The organism is Streptomyces zagrosensis (assembly GCF_014203645.1).
Classification (GTDB): Bacteria; Actinomycetota; Actinomycetes; order Streptomycetales; family Streptomycetaceae; genus Streptomyces; species Streptomyces zagrosensis.
On the sequence record NZ_JACHJL010000007.1, the window covers coordinates 167,164 to 181,323 of the forward strand.

General features: G+C 68.2%; 16 protein-coding genes and 2 pseudogenes. 13 read left to right on the plus strand and 5 right to left on the minus strand.

Features of this window, described 5'->3' with window-relative positions:
* The first annotated feature begins 116 nt into the window (after positions 1-116).
* From FHS42_RS15535 to FHS42_RS15545, 3 genes are read left to right on the plus strand one after another with little or no spacing between them, the layout of a single operon-like run.
* Positions 117-1,796: an AMP-binding protein gene (locus tag FHS42_RS15535; protein ID WP_184572810.1), complete on the plus strand. Its 1,680-nt coding sequence runs from the start codon at positions 117-119 to the stop codon at positions 1,794-1,796.
* Positions 1,793-3,694, plus strand: coding sequence for an AMP-binding protein (locus tag FHS42_RS15540; protein WP_246494837.1), 1,902 nt, complete (start codon positions 1,793-1,795; stop codon positions 3,692-3,694). The genes FHS42_RS15535 and FHS42_RS15540 overlap by 4 nt, the downstream gene beginning before the upstream one ends.
* On the plus strand, positions 3,691-5,334 hold the full coding sequence (locus tag FHS42_RS15545) for an AMP-binding protein (RefSeq protein ID WP_184572811.1): 1,644 nt from the start codon (positions 3,691-3,693) through the stop codon (positions 5,332-5,334). The genes FHS42_RS15540 and FHS42_RS15545 overlap by 4 nt, the downstream gene beginning before the upstream one ends.
* Positions 5,335-5,447: 113 nt before the next feature.
* Here FHS42_RS15545 and FHS42_RS15550 read toward each other — a convergent pair whose 3' ends face one another.
* A complete protein-coding gene (locus tag FHS42_RS15550; RefSeq protein ID WP_184572812.1) occupies positions 5,448-6,188 on the minus strand; it encodes a hypothetical protein in 741 nt (246 codons plus the stop codon).
* Positions 6,189-6,333: 145 nt separating this feature from the next.
* On the opposite strand from FHS42_RS15550, the gene FHS42_RS39100 reads away from it, so the two are divergent.
* From FHS42_RS39100 to FHS42_RS15565, 3 genes are read left to right on the plus strand one after another with little or no spacing between them, the layout of a single operon-like run.
* Positions 6,334-6,540: a hypothetical protein gene (locus FHS42_RS39100; RefSeq protein ID WP_184572813.1), complete on the plus strand. Its 207-nt coding sequence runs from the start codon at positions 6,334-6,336 to the stop codon at positions 6,538-6,540.
* Between the two features lie 10 nt (positions 6,541-6,550).
* On the plus strand, positions 6,551-6,811 hold the full coding sequence (locus FHS42_RS15560) for a hypothetical protein (protein ID WP_184572814.1): 261 nt from the start codon (positions 6,551-6,553) through the stop codon (positions 6,809-6,811).
* 53 nt (positions 6,812-6,864) lie between these two features.
* Positions 6,865-7,188 (plus strand): helix-turn-helix domain-containing protein, encoded by a 324-nt coding sequence (locus FHS42_RS15565; RefSeq protein WP_184572958.1) that lies wholly within the window; start codon positions 6,865-6,867, stop codon positions 7,186-7,188.
* An 86-nt stretch (positions 7,189-7,274) separates the two neighbouring features.
* On the opposite strand, the gene FHS42_RS15570 is transcribed toward FHS42_RS15565, so the two are convergent.
* The 3 genes from FHS42_RS15570 to FHS42_RS15580 are packed head-to-tail and all read right to left on the minus strand — an operon-like array spanning position 7,275 to position 8,451.
* Entirely contained in the window at positions 7,275-7,748 is a 474-nt protein-coding gene (locus tag FHS42_RS15570; RefSeq protein ID WP_184572815.1) for a hypothetical protein, read from the minus strand.
* Positions 7,745-8,170: a hypothetical protein gene (locus FHS42_RS15575; protein ID WP_184572816.1), complete on the minus strand. Its 426-nt coding sequence runs from the start codon at positions 8,168-8,170 to the stop codon at positions 7,745-7,747. The genes FHS42_RS15570 and FHS42_RS15575 overlap by 4 nt, the downstream gene beginning before the upstream one ends.
* Entirely contained in the window at positions 8,167-8,451 is a 285-nt protein-coding gene (locus FHS42_RS15580) for a hypothetical protein (RefSeq protein ID WP_184572817.1), read from the minus strand. The genes FHS42_RS15575 and FHS42_RS15580 overlap by 4 nt, the downstream gene beginning before the upstream one ends.
* Before the next feature lie 250 nt (positions 8,452-8,701).
* Between FHS42_RS15580 and FHS42_RS15585 the strand changes: the two genes are divergently transcribed.
* Together FHS42_RS15585 and FHS42_RS15590 are read left to right on the plus strand one after the other, a co-directional pair.
* Positions 8,702-9,532, plus strand: a complete 831-nt coding sequence (locus FHS42_RS15585) for a helix-turn-helix domain-containing protein (protein WP_184572959.1) — start codon at positions 8,702-8,704, stop codon at positions 9,530-9,532.
* Complete coding sequence (locus FHS42_RS15590; protein ID WP_184572818.1) at positions 9,529-9,732, plus strand: DUF397 domain-containing protein; 204 nt, start codon at positions 9,529-9,531, stop codon at positions 9,730-9,732. The genes FHS42_RS15585 and FHS42_RS15590 overlap by 4 nt, the downstream gene beginning before the upstream one ends.
* 120 nt (positions 9,733-9,852) lie before the next feature.
* Here FHS42_RS15590 and FHS42_RS39105 read toward each other — a convergent pair.
* Positions 9,853-11,032: pseudogene (locus FHS42_RS39105) on the minus strand (helix-turn-helix domain-containing protein).
* Positions 11,033-11,169: 137 nt separating this feature from the next.
* Here FHS42_RS39105 and FHS42_RS15600 point away from each other — a divergent pair.
* From FHS42_RS15600 to pucL, 5 genes and pseudogenes are all read left to right on the plus strand, one after another.
* A complete protein-coding gene (locus FHS42_RS15600; protein WP_184572819.1) occupies positions 11,170-11,373 on the plus strand; it encodes a DUF397 domain-containing protein in 204 nt (67 codons plus the stop codon).
* A gap of 208 nt (positions 11,374-11,581) precedes the next feature.
* Positions 11,582-12,097 (plus strand): DUF4188 domain-containing protein, encoded by a 516-nt coding sequence (locus tag FHS42_RS15605; RefSeq protein WP_184572820.1) that lies wholly within the window; start codon positions 11,582-11,584, stop codon positions 12,095-12,097.
* Between the two features lie 257 nt (positions 12,098-12,354).
* Positions 12,355-12,537 (plus strand): annotated as a pseudogene (locus FHS42_RS15610) (hypothetical protein); the annotation flags it as partial.
* Entirely contained in the window at positions 12,534-12,992 is a 459-nt protein-coding gene (locus tag FHS42_RS15615; protein WP_184572822.1) for a hydroxyisourate hydrolase, read from the plus strand. The pseudogene FHS42_RS15610 and the gene FHS42_RS15615, both read left to right, overlap by 4 nt.
* Positions 12,993-12,999: 7 nt before the next feature.
* Positions 13,000-13,989 (plus strand): factor-independent urate hydroxylase, encoded by a 990-nt coding sequence (gene pucL / locus FHS42_RS15620; protein WP_184572823.1) that lies wholly within the window; start codon positions 13,000-13,002, stop codon positions 13,987-13,989.
* The last annotated feature ends 171 nt before the right edge of the window (positions 13,990-14,160 follow it).

Below are 14,160 nucleotides of genomic sequence, written 5' to 3' on the forward strand. Positions count from 1 at the left end.
ATACGTGTCAGCCACCGACACCTCCCCGTAAATACCGTCACCCCCGTCCGGGGGTAGTGAGACTCAGATCACTCGTCGCACGATGCTAGCGAGTGGTTTGGCAATGAGGAGGACATGTGGCGGCAATCAGTCCGACCGAAGAGTTCCGGGCGGCGCGGGATTTCTTGCTCCAGCACCGGGAGGACTACGCGGCGGCCTGTGCCGGGTTTGAGTGGCCGCGCCCTGCCGAGTTTAACTGGGCGCTCGACTGGTTTGACCCGATGGCCGGGCGAGTGGATCGCACGGCCTTGCACCTCGTGGAGGAGGACGGGTCCGAGGTCAGGCTCTCCTTCGCCGAGCTGCGAGAGCGCTCCAACCGGGTGGCCAACTGGCTGCGTGCCCAGGGCGTGGGCGCCGGTGACCGCATCGTGGTGATGCTCGGCAACCAGGCCGAACTGTGGGAGACGGGGCTGGCCGCAATGAAGCTGCGTGCCGTGGTCATTCCGGCCACCCCGCTGCTTGGTGCCGCCGACCTCACCGATCGGATCGACCGCGGCGGCGCCCGGTATGTCATCGTCCGGGCGCCAGATGTCGCCAAGTTTGACGAGGTGCCCGGCGACTACACGCGGATCGTGGTGGGTAGAGATATTCAATCGCCGGGCTGGCTCGCCTACGAAGACGCGTACGGCGCATCCGCGAACTTCGTGCCCGATGGGCCGACACTGGCCACCGACCCGCTGATGCTGTACTTCACCTCCGGCACCACTGCCAAGCCCAAGCTCGTCGAACACACCCACACCTCGTATCCCATCGGGCATTTGGCCACCATGTACTGGATCGGCCTCAAGCCAGGTGATGTCCATCTGAACATCTCTTCGCCCGGCTGGGCCAAACACGCTTGGTCCAATCTTTTCGCCCCATGGAACGCCGAAGCGACCGTTTTCGTCTTCAACTACAGCCGTTTTGATGCGACCCGACTCATGGCCGAGATGGATCGCTGCGCCATCACCACCTTCTGTGCCCCGCCCACCGTGTGGCGCATGCTCATCCAGGCGGACCTACGGGCGTTGCGCACCGCGCCGCGGGAGGTCGTCGCGGCGGGTGAGCCGCTCAACCCGGAGGTCATCGAGCGGGTACGGCGCGATTGGGGGGTGACCATCCGAGACGGGTTCGGACAGACCGAGACGGCCGTGCAGGTCGCCAACACGCCGGGCCAGCCGCTAAAGACCGGGTCCATGGGGCGGCCCACGCCCGGCTTCGCTGTCGTGCTCCTCGACCCGGTCACCGGCGCCCCCGCCGACGAGGGCGAGATCTGCCTCGACCTCTCCCGTCGCCCGGTGGGTCTGATGACCGGTTACGCGGGTGACCTGGAGCGCACCGCCGAGGCGATGGCCGATGGCTACTACCGCACCGGCGATATCGGCGCCCGCGACGCGGACGGCTACATCACCTATGTGGGCCGCGCCGACGATGTGTTCAAGGCGTCCGACTACAAGATCTCGCCGTTTGAGCTGGAGAGCGCCCTGCTCGAACACGAGGCCGTTGCCGAGGCCGCCGTGGTGCCCGCGCCCGATCCGGTGCGGCTGTCCGTGCCCAAGGCGTATGTGGTGCTGGCCGAGGGCTGGGAGCCGGGGCCCGAGACCGCTCAGGCGCTGTTCGCGCATTCCCGGGCGGTGTTGGCGCCCTACAAACGGGTGCGGCGCATCGAGTTCGCCGACCTGCCCAAGACCGTTTCCGGAAAGATCCGCCGCATCGAATTGCGCGAGCGCACCGCCCAGGGTGGCGGCGTCGCCGAATACCGTGAGGAGTCCCCATGACCGGCCCCACCGCGACCGGCCCCAGCACCGACACCACCCCGCCCGCCGCGGGCGAGCCCACCCGAGGTGGCGGCGCGGCAACGGGGCTCACCACGACGACGACGGCCGCTGGTGTCGCCGCGCAGCCCGGGCCGCAGCGACACGCCGAGCCCACCTCCGTGGGCCAGTCCCTGGCCCCCGGGCGGGTCGAGTCGGGCCAGTCCCCGCCCCAGCTCTCGTACGCCAGTGGCGCCGGCGATATCCCGCTGATCGGCGAGACCATCGGCGCCAACCTGGATGCCGCCATCGCCCAGTTCGGCGACCGCGAGGCGCTGGTGGACGTGGCCAGTGGGCGGCGTTGGACCTACGCCGAGCTCGGCACGGCGGTGGATGAGGTCGCGCTCGGCCTGATGGCCAAGGGCGTCGGCAAGGGTGACCGGGTGGGCATCTGGGCGATCAACTGCCCGGAGTGGGTCCTTGTGCAGTACGCGACGGCCAGGATTGGCGCGATCATGGTTAACATCAACCCGGCCTACCGCGTCCATGAGCTGCGGTACGTCCTGGAGCAGGCCGGCATTCACGTCCTGGTCTCCTCCATCGAGCACAAGACCAGCGACTATCGGCGCATGGTCGAGCAGGTCCGCGCCGACTGCAAGGCGCTGCGCGACGTCGTCTACATCGGCGCCCCCACCTGGGACGGCCTGGTGCGCGCAGGCGCCTCGGTGCCGCCCGAGCGGCTCGCCGAGCGGCAGGCCCGGTTGAGCTGCGATGACCCGGTGAACATCCAGTACACATCGGGCACAACCGGCTTCCCCAAGGGCGCGACCCTCTCGCACCACAACGTCCTCAACAACGGCTTCTTCGTCGGGGAGATGGTCGGCTACACCGAGAAGGACCGGGTCTGTGTGCCGGTGCCCTTCTACCATTGCTTCGGCATGGTGATGGGCAATCTCGGGGTCACCAGCCACGGCGCGTGTGTGGTGATCCCGGCGCCTACCTTCGACCCGGTCGCCACCTTGCACGCGGTCGAGCGGGAGCGGTGCACCTCGTTGTACGGGGTGCCGACGATGTTCATCGCCGAGCTGAACCTCCCCGACTTCGCCACGTACGACCTGTCCACGCTGCGCACCGGCATCATGGCCGGCTCGCCGTGTCCGGTGGAGGTGATGCGGCGGGTGGTGGCCGAGATGCACATGGACGAGGTTGCCATAGCGTACGGAATGACCGAAACATCACCAGTTTCCACGCAGACCCGGGTCGATGACGACCTGGAGCGCCGCACCGCCACCGTTGGCCGGGTGATGCCCCACATCGAGATCAAGGTGGTGGACCCCGCCATGGGGGTGATCGTGCCCCGCGGCGAGCCCGGTGAGCTGTGCACCCGCGGCTACTCGGTGATGCTCGGCTACTGGGAGGAGCCCGAGCGCACCGCGGAGGTGATCGATGCGGCGCGGTGGATGCACACGGGAGATCTGGCGGTGATGCGTGATGACGGTTATGTGCAGATCGTCGGCCGGATCAAGGACATGATCATTCGGGGTGGGGAGAACGTTTACCCGCGCGAGATCGAGGAGTTCCTCTACTCGCATCCGAAGATCGCCGACGTGCAGGTGGTGGGCGTGCCGGATGAGAAGTACGGGGAGGAGATCGCCGCCTGCGTCATCCTGCGCGACAGCGCGAACCCGCTCACCCGCGACGAGCTCGCACGCTTTTGCCGGGGCCGCCTGGCGCACTACAAGGTGCCGCGCTACCTGCGGCTGGTCGAGTCCTTCCCGATGACCGTCAGCGGCAAGGTCCGCAAGGTCGAACTGCGCGAAGAGGTTGCGCGCGCCCTCGTCCCCGAGCAGTCGCCGGCCCCGGCGGAACCCGGGGCTCCGGCCCCGCGCCGGTCCGTCGCCGAGGGGGCGCGCCGCCCATGACCTTGTCGTATGCGAGTGGCCCCGGCGGCAACGTGCCGCTGACCGGCGAGACGATCGGCGCGGCGCTGGCCGATACGGTCGCGCGGCACGGCGGCCACGAAGCGCTGGTGGAGGCGTCGAAAGACCGTCGCTGGAGCTATGCCGAACTGGATCAGGCGGTGACCGGCGTCGCCCGCGGGCTGCTTGCGTACGGGGTGCTGGCGGGCGATCGGATCGGCCTGTGGGCACCGAGCAGCGCCGAGTGGGTGATGGTCCAACTCGCCGCCGCCCGGGTCGGCGCCATCTTGGTCAGCCTCAATCCGGCCTATGCGGTCGGAGAGTTGGCGTACGCACTTGGCCAGAGCGGGGCGAGCGTGCTGATCGCCGCCAGTGAGCATCGCGGCACCGACTGCCGGGCGGTGGTGAGCAAGACGCGGGCCAACTGCCCGGAGCTGCGCACGGTCGTGCACCTGGACGACGCCTCCTGGCACGCCCTCCTCGCGGCGGGCGAGCAACTGCCCATGAGCCAACTGGTAGCACGCGAGGCCACGTTGAGCTGTGATGACCCCATCAACATCCAGTACACGTCGGGCACCACCGGCTTTCCGAAGGGAGCGACGCTCTCCCACCACAGCATCCTCAACAACGCCCGACTCACCGGCGCCCTGCTGCGCTACACCGAGCGCGACCGCATCTGCGTATCAGTGCCGCTCTACCACACCTTCGGCATGGTGGTCGGCGTGCTTGCCGCTGTTGGCCATGGAGCGTGCGTGGTGATCCCGGCGCCGACGTTCGACCCGGCCGCCACGCTGTACGCGATCGAGCGGGAGCAGTGCACCGCGTTGTACGGCGTGCCGACGATGTTCATCGCCGAACTGAACCACCCCGACTTCGCCACCCGCGACCTGTCCACGCTGCGCACCGGCATCATGGGCGGCTCACCGTGCCCCGCCGAGGTGGTGAAGCGCGTCATCGCCGAGTTGCATATGGATGAGGTCGCCGTAGCGTACGGAATGACCGAAACCTCTCCGATCGCCACCCAGACCCTGCTTCCGACGGCGGCGGACAGCGAGGTGGAGATGCTGGAGCGGCGCACCCAGACGGTCGGCGTGGTCCATCCGCATCTGGAACTCAAGGTCATCGACCCGGCGACCAGGTTGACCCTGCCCCGTGGCGAACGCGGCGAACTGTGCGTACGCGGTTACAGCGTCATGCTCGGCTACTGGGAGGAGCCCGAGCGCACCGCGGAGGTGATCGATGCGGCGCGGTGGATGCACACGGGGGATCTGGCAGTGATGCGTGCTGACGGTTATGTGCAGATCGTCGGCCGGATCAAGGACATGATCATTCGGGGTGGGGAGAACATCTACCCGCGCGAGGTCGAGGAGTTCTTGCACACCCATCCGAAGATCGCCGATGTGCAGGTGGTGGGCGTGCCGGATGAGAAGTACGGGGAGGAGATCGCCGCCTGCGTCATTCTGGCGCCAGGCGCACAGACGCTGACGGTCGAGGAGGTCGCCACGTACTGCGATGGCCACCTCGCCCGCTTCAAGACCCCGCGCCTGGTACGGATCATCGGTGCCTTTCCGCTGACCGCCAGCGGAAAGGTCCGCAAGGGGCAACTGCGCGAGGAGACCATCAAGGGGTTGCGCGCCGGCTGATGGCGCACTGTGCGGGCGCGCGGAGGCGCGGGCGCCGGCGTGCGGGGGTGAGGGAGCGGGCGTGCGGGCTCGGGCGTGCGCTGGCCGTGGGCGCGTTGGGCCAGGCACGCCGCTCACTCCTCGGGCGGGCCCATCCGGATCAGGTCGTCCGCCGGGTCGTTGACCGGCTGTGGCGTACCGGTGAGGTCCATGACGAACAGCGGCAGATAGAGCTCGTCCGCGCGGGATCTCGCATGGCGCGCGTACCCCGCCAGCGAGAAGAAGACGCTGACGGCCGCCTCGCTCAAGCCGTGCAGCCACAGGCACTCGATATCGCGGACACCGGTGGGCCGGGTGGTGGGATCGACCTGGGCGACGATACCGGGACCGCGCAGGTCAACGCCGGACGGGGCGCGGTCCTCCACCTGTCGCAGGCTCGTGAAGCCGAGCCACTTGAGGTACTGCCCGGCGGCGGTCACCACGTCCCGGCCGGTACGGATGGTTACCGGCTGGAACGCGGGGCGCAGCACCGCCGAGCTCGGTGCGGCATGCGCGGTGATGGCGCTCGCCGTGCCCGCGCCGCCGCTGGGCGGCAGAATCGGCCCGGTCTCCTCCGGCGCCTCGGCCACCGGCAGCCATATCACCGTGCCACAGGGACAGCCGAGTTCGGGGTGGGGCCAGTGGTCCCTGCGCCCACAGGAGTGGCAGCGCACCGCGACCCACGAGTCCTCCCAGGTGCGATGCTGCAACCGGGCGACGGGGCCGGGCAAGACCGGCAGGGTCAGTGGTGCACCGCACGCGCAGGGAAAGGTGGGCGGCGTGAACGAGTGCTCACGGCTGCACGCCGGGCACCGCACCGGCACGCTCTTGGCCATCGTCGGCTCCAGCAGGACACATGGAACAGGTGAATAGGTACGGGCCTATCGTCCACGATGTGCGGGGCGTTGGGGAGACGCCGAGCGGGTTTCGGCCGTAGCCTTCCACGACTTGTGCGTACTTGGGCGTCGATACTCGGGGCGCGTGGGGCGTACAGGAGTGAAGTGGTGTGCGCCGGCGTACGGCATGACGGACACGGCGCGCCGTGCTGACCACCCCCGCATCCGCGAGGGCGTCAGCGAGGCGGACGGCGGGCGTGCCGCCGGTGGCGGCCAGCCGGTCGAGCTTGGCCTGCTCCAGCGTGCAACCGCGCACGGGGCAGCCGGTCTCGTCATTGTCTGCGCGCAGTAGGTTGGGCCGGGTGAGACTCAGGGTTGAATGCACCACCGAGCCGCTTGATCTGGACCAGACGCCGCCACATGCGGTAGTGGCGCGGGAGGTCGTACGCGCCGCTGACCTCGACGCGGTCGATGCCAGCCCGTTCGACAACACTGCTGAGGGGCGCTCCGATGCCGTCCTTACGGCCGTGGCCACGCCGCTCCGCAGCTCCATCGATGCCGGCGCGCCGCGGGTGCCGCGGGTGCCGGTACAGGTCAACGTCGTAGAGGAGGGCGAGGCGTGACCGAGGCCAGGGAGCACCCGCTCGTCGCCGCGGTCAAGCCACTCATCGACGCCATGGGCGGCGAGATGATGCCGCCCGAGCGCGCCGATGGCGACGACGTCGTGCTCTCGTGGGAGGGCCGGGAAGTCCTCGCCGTACGGCTACCGCATCTGTCCGACTCGCTCGACCACATCCTGGCCGAGTTGGAGCGGCGGCACGGCATGCCGCTCGCGGACCTGGACCGCACGTCCAAGCAGTCAGTGGTACGCGTCCTGGAGACGCGCGGCGTGTTCGCCGTACGCCATGGCGTGGAGACGGTCGCCACCGCACTCGGGGTGAGCCGCTTCACCGTCTACAACTACCTGAACAGGGAGTCGAGTAGCCGGGGCCAGGGCTGACGCGAAGCCGCGGGCCGGGCACGAAGGCGGGCGGGTGTGTGGGGGTGGGGGCGTGGTGGGATGGGTTGGGGGGGCGTGGCGTGGGTTCAGGCCCGGTGAGCGCCCTGGTTGATGACGAACGCGGGCGCCTTCATGACCGCCGCGCTCAGCGCGGTCACGACCGCTGTCGAGTCCGTCTCGTGGGCGTGTGCCCAGCGGCACTGGTGCCGGGGCTCGCACGGGCATGAGCTCGCATCGCCGTCCGCCCCATGGACGTGATGGCCGACAGACCAGCCACCATCTACCACGAGGGTCAGGTCTTCGGGGAAGTCGATCGCGGCGGGCCGCTGCTCCACAGCGAGTACGCGGTGTGCGTTCGGCAACTCCAGGCCGAGCGCGTACGCTACCCGCCCCGCGGCTGCCATCACCTGCTCGCCGGGCCGCAGGATGACGCTCGGCACCTGCCACGGGCTGGCATCGTCACGGGTCTGGAGAACGCGCGGCCAGCCCGCCGACACGTCATTGGGTGCCGCGGGGGTCGGTGGTTTCCACACCAGCAGGGCCACGCGCACCGTCGTCACGACGCTCCTTCGGTGTTCCGACGAATCTCCGCCAGGTCCAGCCCGCATTCCTCGGGCGTCTTGCCGTTGTTGGTCATCAGCCCGGCCTTGTCCGCCCCGTCCAACCAGCAAAAGGCGCCGGGCCCGGCGAGTGCGTCCAGGGTGAGTTGTACGCGGTGGGGATTGGGCCGCAGGTTGCCGTGTTCCAGCTCGTCCGGGTCGAACAGGGCGGTTTCGTAGGCGAGTTGGAATTCGATGTCCGTCACCTGCTCCCACCCGCATACGGGATCGGACGCGTTGGTGCTGGTGCTGGTGCTGGTGCCGGTGCCGGTGCCGACTTCGGCGTGGGTGCTGGCGTCGGCGAGAAAGAACCGGAGCGTGGCGCCGTTGCTCAGGCGTACGGCGTGCTGCCCTGTCAGGGTGAGGTGCCTGGCGCTGATCATGCGTCGCTCACCTTCTCCTCACCCTGGTGCGCCTGGCGCCGGTGGTTGTGCAGCGCTTCCACTGCCTTGTGGTATCGCGGCCAGTCCCGCACCGTGTGGGCACGGTCCCGGAGGGTGATCACCGCGCGACACCGGGCGCACGGGGTGGCCGTGGGTTCGCTGGCGGCGTCCTCTACCAAGGGCACGTCGGCAGCCAACTGGTCTTGCCGGGCCAGCAGTTGCGTCAACTTGGCATCCGCCGGTTCGGGCGCTGGGGGCCAGTGCTCGGGGAGCTGGATCATCGGCGTGCCCCCTGACGGTAGTTGTCGTGGCGAAGCCGCTGACGCGGAGGCCGCGCGTCAGCCGTATCGGTGAGCTGCCTTGCCCGCGTTGCTGCGGGACCGCCGGGGTCAGGGGGCTTGGGGGATGTGTGCTTCCGAGACACAGTCCGCTCCTCTCTGTAGCGAATCCACTACCAGGGGTGTTGAGAGTCACCTAAGATCGGGAGCTATTCAAGCTTTCGAGGTGGGACGAAAGGTGGGTGATCACCCGTTGAACCGCAAGGAGTTGAACCCTGACAGCTCCCCACAAGCAGCCTTCGGAGCTCGTCTGCGCAGCTCACGTGAGAAGCGCGGTTGGACGCAGGATGAACTGGCCAAGCGGATGGAATACTCCAGCACGCACATCTCCTCAGTCGAAACTGGGCACAAACCCCCAACCTTGCGCCTATCGCGTAGTGCGGACCTCGCGCTGGGCAGCGGAGATGCGTTCGAGCGCGAGTATCGCGAGATTCGGCACGGCAGTTTGCTGGAGGGCTTTCCGGAGTACGTCGGGCACGAAGGCCGGGCAGTCGAGATCCGGCTGTATGAGATCGGGATCATTCCCGGACTGATGCAGACGCCGGAGTACGCACGTGTGTTGGCGGACAGCGCGGTGCGGCGAGGAACCATCACTCACGATCAGGCAGCCGAGCGAGTATCCGTCCTAGCGGAGCGGCAAGCGGCGCTGGAGCGGCTTCGGGCACCTACGGTTTTCGTAGTGATGGACGAGAGCTGCATCCGGCGCCCCGTGGGCGGGCCCGCGGTGATGGACGCACAGCTTGAGAGGCTGGTCGAGTTCGCCAAGCGGGCCACCACCGTGCTTCAGGTGGCGCCGTTCGCCATAGGGGAGCGCCGACCGTTCGACCTGCCGGTCACTCTGCTGACGCTGCCCGACCGGTCAGTCATGGCCTACGCGGAGTCCCAGGCCCAGGGGTGCCTGGACCGTGACAGCACGGCGGTGCTTCCTATGCTCTCCACATACCATCAACTACAGGCGGAAGCGCTCTCGCAGGCGGATTCTGTGGCCATGATCAACGACGTATTGAAGGGGCACCAATCGTGACAACCGACGATCCCCGCTGGATCAAGTCCAGCTACAGCAACAATGGCGGCCAGTGCGTGGAGGTCGCCGCCAATCTCGTCTCGCTCGGCACCGTGCCGGTCCGCGACAGTAAGGACCCTAGCGGTCCTGCCCTGGCCTTCGAGCCGGAGGCGTGGGCCGCGTTCGTGAGCGCGGTCAAGCACGGCGAACTCTCCGCCTGACGCGCCTTTACGGATACGAGCCCCGGCCACGGGACCTTGGGTTCTCGTGGCCGGGGCTCTGCCGTTCGCCCGGTGAAGTTCGGCGCCTACGTGAGCCGCTGCTCTCGCCCTTCCGCCACGTCACCGGTTGTGACCCAGCCACGTGCCGTAGCTGTTGAACGAGTTCGAGATGCGCCGCTTGGCCGCTTCGAGGCCGGCGTACGTCTCGCGCACCGTGGGGTAATAGCGCGTCTGCTGCGGAGCGAGCTTGCGAGCCTCTATGAGGCTCTTGAACGCCGCGTCCGGCTGGCCGGCCCACATCTGGGCCTGGGCCAACTCCGCGTGATGGTGCGCTAGTCGCGACGATGGCCAGTCGGCGGGGAACACCGTGTCCTTGGCCGACTTCACTGCCTCGGGGTACAGGTCCAGCTCAGCGAGGACGCTGACCCGGTGGACTTCGACGTTGGTCGGTCCGAACGAGAGCCAGTGGACCCTCTCCGCGCGGCCGGTTCGCTCGGCGATGCGGTGCGCCTCCAGCAGGTGTTCCTCGGCGGCGTTCTTGTCCTTGTCGCGACCGGCCAGCACGGCCGCGCCGAGGTGAAGTTGGCCTTTCAGAACGTCCTTCACCCGCCCGGGCTCCGCTTGGCCCAGCACGCCCATGCCGAGTGTGATCAGCCGCTTGCCGGTGCGGTAGTCGCTCGCGCGCAGGTAAGCCAAGGCCCGCAGGTACTGCCGCATACCGCTGAGCACGGGATCAGACGCGCGCTGCGCTGCCCAGCCCAGCCGGTCAAGTGCAGTGCTGCACAGGTCAGGGAAGCCGAGTTTGGTTGTCACGTCGTAAGCGGTCCGGTACAGACTGGCGAGTACCGTCCACGCCTGGTCGCTCGGAAGCGTGTGCACGGTTGTCGTCGTCTCGTGCAGAAGGGCCGGGAGGCCTGCCGCGACCCTTTTGATCTCCGTGGCCCGGACCAAGGCGCAGAGTTGGTCGGCAGCGTTGCGCAGCTCATCAAGGGAGCGGGGGGGCGACGTCTGGGTCGGGGCCCAGATCGTAGATGTTCAGTGCCTCCCGAATGGGCTGTATCCACCCGTCCAACTGGTCTTGGCGAAGCTCCTCCAGGTAGGGCTGGCCGGTGAGCCTCGTCACGGGCACGGACAGCGCTCGCGCCAAAGCCCCTAACACGGACGGGCTGGCAGGCAGCCGTTCCTGTTCGATCTTGGTCAGCGTCGAGTACGAGACCGTCGAGAGGTCTGCGAGAGCGCGTTGCGTCAGATGGCGCGTCTTGCGTTCATGCGCGATGCGGGCGCCGGTGCTGTTGAGGATGGGCGGTGGGGCCACGGGGCATCTCCTCCTTGAGGAAAAGTACCTCGTACCTGACCGCCGCTGATCCGTGCCTCGTGCGGTCGTGTTCGGGCGGCGTCTGTGACCGTGATCAACGATGCAGTGAAGGGGCACCAACCGTGACAACCAATGATCCCCGCTGGTTCAAGTCCAGCTACAGCAACAACGGCGGCGCGTGCGTTGAGGTCGCCGTCAATCTCGTCTCGCGTGGCATTGTGCCGGTCCGCGACAGTAAGGACCCCAGCGGTCCTGCCCTGGCGTTCGAGCCGGGGACGTGGTCCGCGTTTGTCGGTGCGGTCAAGAGTGGCGAGCTGTCCGTCTGACGCGTCCCCACGGACACGAGCCCCGGCCACGGAAGAGCGGTCGGGGCTCTGTCGTACCGCCGATGAGGGGCGGGGCTGCCTGGTCGTCGGCGGACACCCCGCTGTGCTCGCTCAGTTCGGCATTCGCCATCGCTTGCATCCCAATATGGATAGTGTCACTATCGACATACGGATAGCAACACTATCCATCGACGGTGGGGAGTGTGACATGGGTGCAGCACCGATAGCGGGGCGGGTCACGGCGGCGGCCGAGGGGGATGTGGTGGTCTTCCTCATCGGGATGCGGATCAACCGGTGGCGGGCGGTGCGCCACTGGCTGCCCGTCGCCATGGCCATGCCGCGCATGCTCAAGGAGCTCGCGCGCGAGAGGGGTATTGGGCTGCTGGCCTACCGGGCGTACACGGCCGGGCCGCGTACCTTCACGGTCGTGCAGCACTGGGAGTCGCGCGAGAAGTTGCTCGCCTACGCCGCGGCAGTGGAACGGCACCACCACCCCGCCTGGGGGGCGTTCAATCGCCGTGCGCGGAGCGCTGCGGGGAGTGTTGGCATCTGGCACGAGACGTACATCGTGCCGGCGGGCTCGTACGAGTCGATCTACAACGCCATGCCGCCCATCGGGCTCGGGGAGGCCCATGGGGTTGAGCCGGTTGGGCGGCGGGGCGAGCGGGCGGCGGATCGGCTCGCGGGCTCATGGCTTCGGGTTGATCGGTTCGGCCGCAGCTGAGCGGCTCGTGAGCGGGCGGTTGCGGGCCGGCAGAGCGACGACCTTCGTCGCAAGAGTCTCAACAAACTGTTGACGGGGTGTGGCGTGGGGAGTTAGCTGTCCGCAACGCAACGCAACGCAACGCAACGCAACGCGCCGCGCTGTCCCGCCTTTTCTCTCCTCTCTCTTGTCTCTCTTGCCCCGCACCGCGCGGCGCCCGTTGCCTCGGGCCTCTCCATTCCGTACCCGCTGCCCCGGGCCTCTTCCTTTTTTCCCTCGGTTTGACGACGGAGCAGATGAGGAACGCGGTGCGGCAGCGGAGCGACGACGCGCCGGAACGTGAACGCGAGACCGTCCGCGGCGAACTCGGCAAGAACCACCGCATCCGGCTGGCCCGCCTGTTGGCAGCAGGGCCGAGCGGACCGGCCGAAGCCGACGCAGACCAAGGAGCCGCCGTATGAGCACCGACACCACCGCATCGGTGTCCACTCACATCCTGGACACCAGCGTGGGTAGACCGGCCGCTTCGGTCAGCGTCGAGTTGTCTACCCGGACATCACCCCACGGCGCATGGACGGTGCACGGCACCTCGGCAACCGATGCCGATGGGCGGTGCGAGGACCTGCCGCCGCTGCCGGAAGGCGTGGCCCACGTGCGCCTGCACTTCGATGTTGGGTCCTACTTCGCCACCCAGGCCGACGGCCCAGGCAGCCCAACCAGCCCAACCAGCGTGCCCGGTGCAGCCAGCGCAGCAGCCCGCACCGCGGCCGAGGCACAGCAGGACGCCCCTCGCGCAAGGGACAGCGGAGCGTTCTTCCCGGAGGTGGCGGTCGCGTTCGCCGTCACGCCGGGCGAGCACTACCACGTGCCGCTGCTGCTCAATCCGTTCGGCTACTTCGTATACCGAGGGAGCTAGCACCGACATGTCCGCTGCATTCCCGACCGGCCGCCCCGGCGCACGCTTCGGCGCTGCCCGACCCGGGCCCGTCGTGCTCGGGCAAAACCAGTACGGCAAGGCCGAGAACCGGGTCGTGAAGATCACCCGGGAGGGCGCCACCCACCACATCAAGGACCTCAATGTCTCGGTCGCCCTCTCCGGCGACATGGAGGAGGTGCACCTGTCCGGCGGCAATGCCCACGTGCTGCCGACCGACACCATCAAGAACACCGTGTTCGCGTTCGCCAAGAAGCATGGCATCGAGTCGGCCGAGCAGTTCGGCATCCACCTCGCCCGGCACTTCGTCACCAGCCAGGAACCGATCAAGACGGCGCGCATTCGGATCGAGGAATACACCTGGGAGCGCATCGAGACCTCCGATGGCAACTCCCGCTTCGTCGGCGCGGACGAGGTCAAGCACTCCTTCGTACGCTCGGGTCAGGAGGTGCGTACCACCCAGATCGCCTACGACGGCACGTCCTGGCAGGTGGTCTCCGGGCTCAAGGACCTCACCGTGCTGAACTCCACCAACTCGGAGTTCTGGGGCTACATCAAGGACAAGTACACGACCTTGCAGGAGGCGTACGATCGCATCCTGGCCACCGAGGTGCATGCTCGCTGGCGCTACCACTGGTCCAGTGACGAGGACCGGATGCCGCAGTGGGACCGCTGTTACGCACAGACGCGCAAGCATCTGCTCCAGGCCTTCGCCGAGACCTACAGCCTCTCCCTCCAGCAGACCCTCTACCAGATGGGTTCGCGGGTGATCGACAGCCGGCAGGACGTGGACGAGATCCGTCTCTCGCTGCCCAACATGCACCATTCCCTCGTGGACTTGGAGCCGTTCGGGTTGGCGAACGACAGCGCGGATGGCGCCGTGTACTACGCGGCGGACCGTCCGTACGGCCTGATCGAGGCGACCATCTTGCGCGACGGTGCGACCCAGGCGATACCCGTGGACCTCACCAACCTCTGACCGCCGCGGCCCCCTAACGCCCCCGGCCGCGCCACCAGTTCCCGCGCTGGCGGCGGGGCCGTTCCGCCAGGGGACCGTTCCGCCAGTGAAGCCCGCCGTCCACCAGCAGCTCTTTCCTCGTCTCGGCACCCGAGGCAGCCGGCTCGGCGGCCCTATCAGCCGCCGCAGCCA

Coding starts and splice junctions, on each gene's coding strand:
- FHS42_RS15540 (WP_246494837.1), top strand. CDS start 1,793: ATGACCGGCCCCACCGCGACCGGCCCCAGCACCGACACCACCCCGCCC.
- FHS42_RS15545 (WP_184572811.1), top strand. CDS start 3,691: ATGACCTTGTCGTATGCGAGTGGCCCCGGCGGCAACGTGCCGCTGACC.
- FHS42_RS15550 (WP_184572812.1), bottom strand. CDS start 6,188: ATGGCCAAGAGCGTGCCGGTGCGGTGCCCGGCGTGCAGCCGTGAGCAC.
- FHS42_RS15565 (WP_184572958.1), top strand. CDS start 6,865: ATGGGCGGCGAGATGATGCCGCCCGAGCGCGCCGATGGCGACGACGTC.
- FHS42_RS15575 (WP_184572816.1), bottom strand. CDS start 8,170: ATGATCAGCGCCAGGCACCTCACCCTGACAGGGCAGCACGCCGTACGC.
- FHS42_RS15580 (WP_184572817.1), bottom strand. CDS start 8,451: ATGATCCAGCTCCCCGAGCACTGGCCCCCAGCGCCCGAACCGGCGGAT.
- FHS42_RS15605 (WP_184572820.1), top strand. CDS start 11,582: ATGGGTGCAGCACCGATAGCGGGGCGGGTCACGGCGGCGGCCGAGGGG.
- FHS42_RS15615 (WP_184572822.1), top strand. CDS start 12,534: ATGAGCACCGACACCACCGCATCGGTGTCCACTCACATCCTGGACACC.
- pucL (WP_184572823.1), top strand. CDS start 13,000: ATGTCCGCTGCATTCCCGACCGGCCGCCCCGGCGCACGCTTCGGCGCT.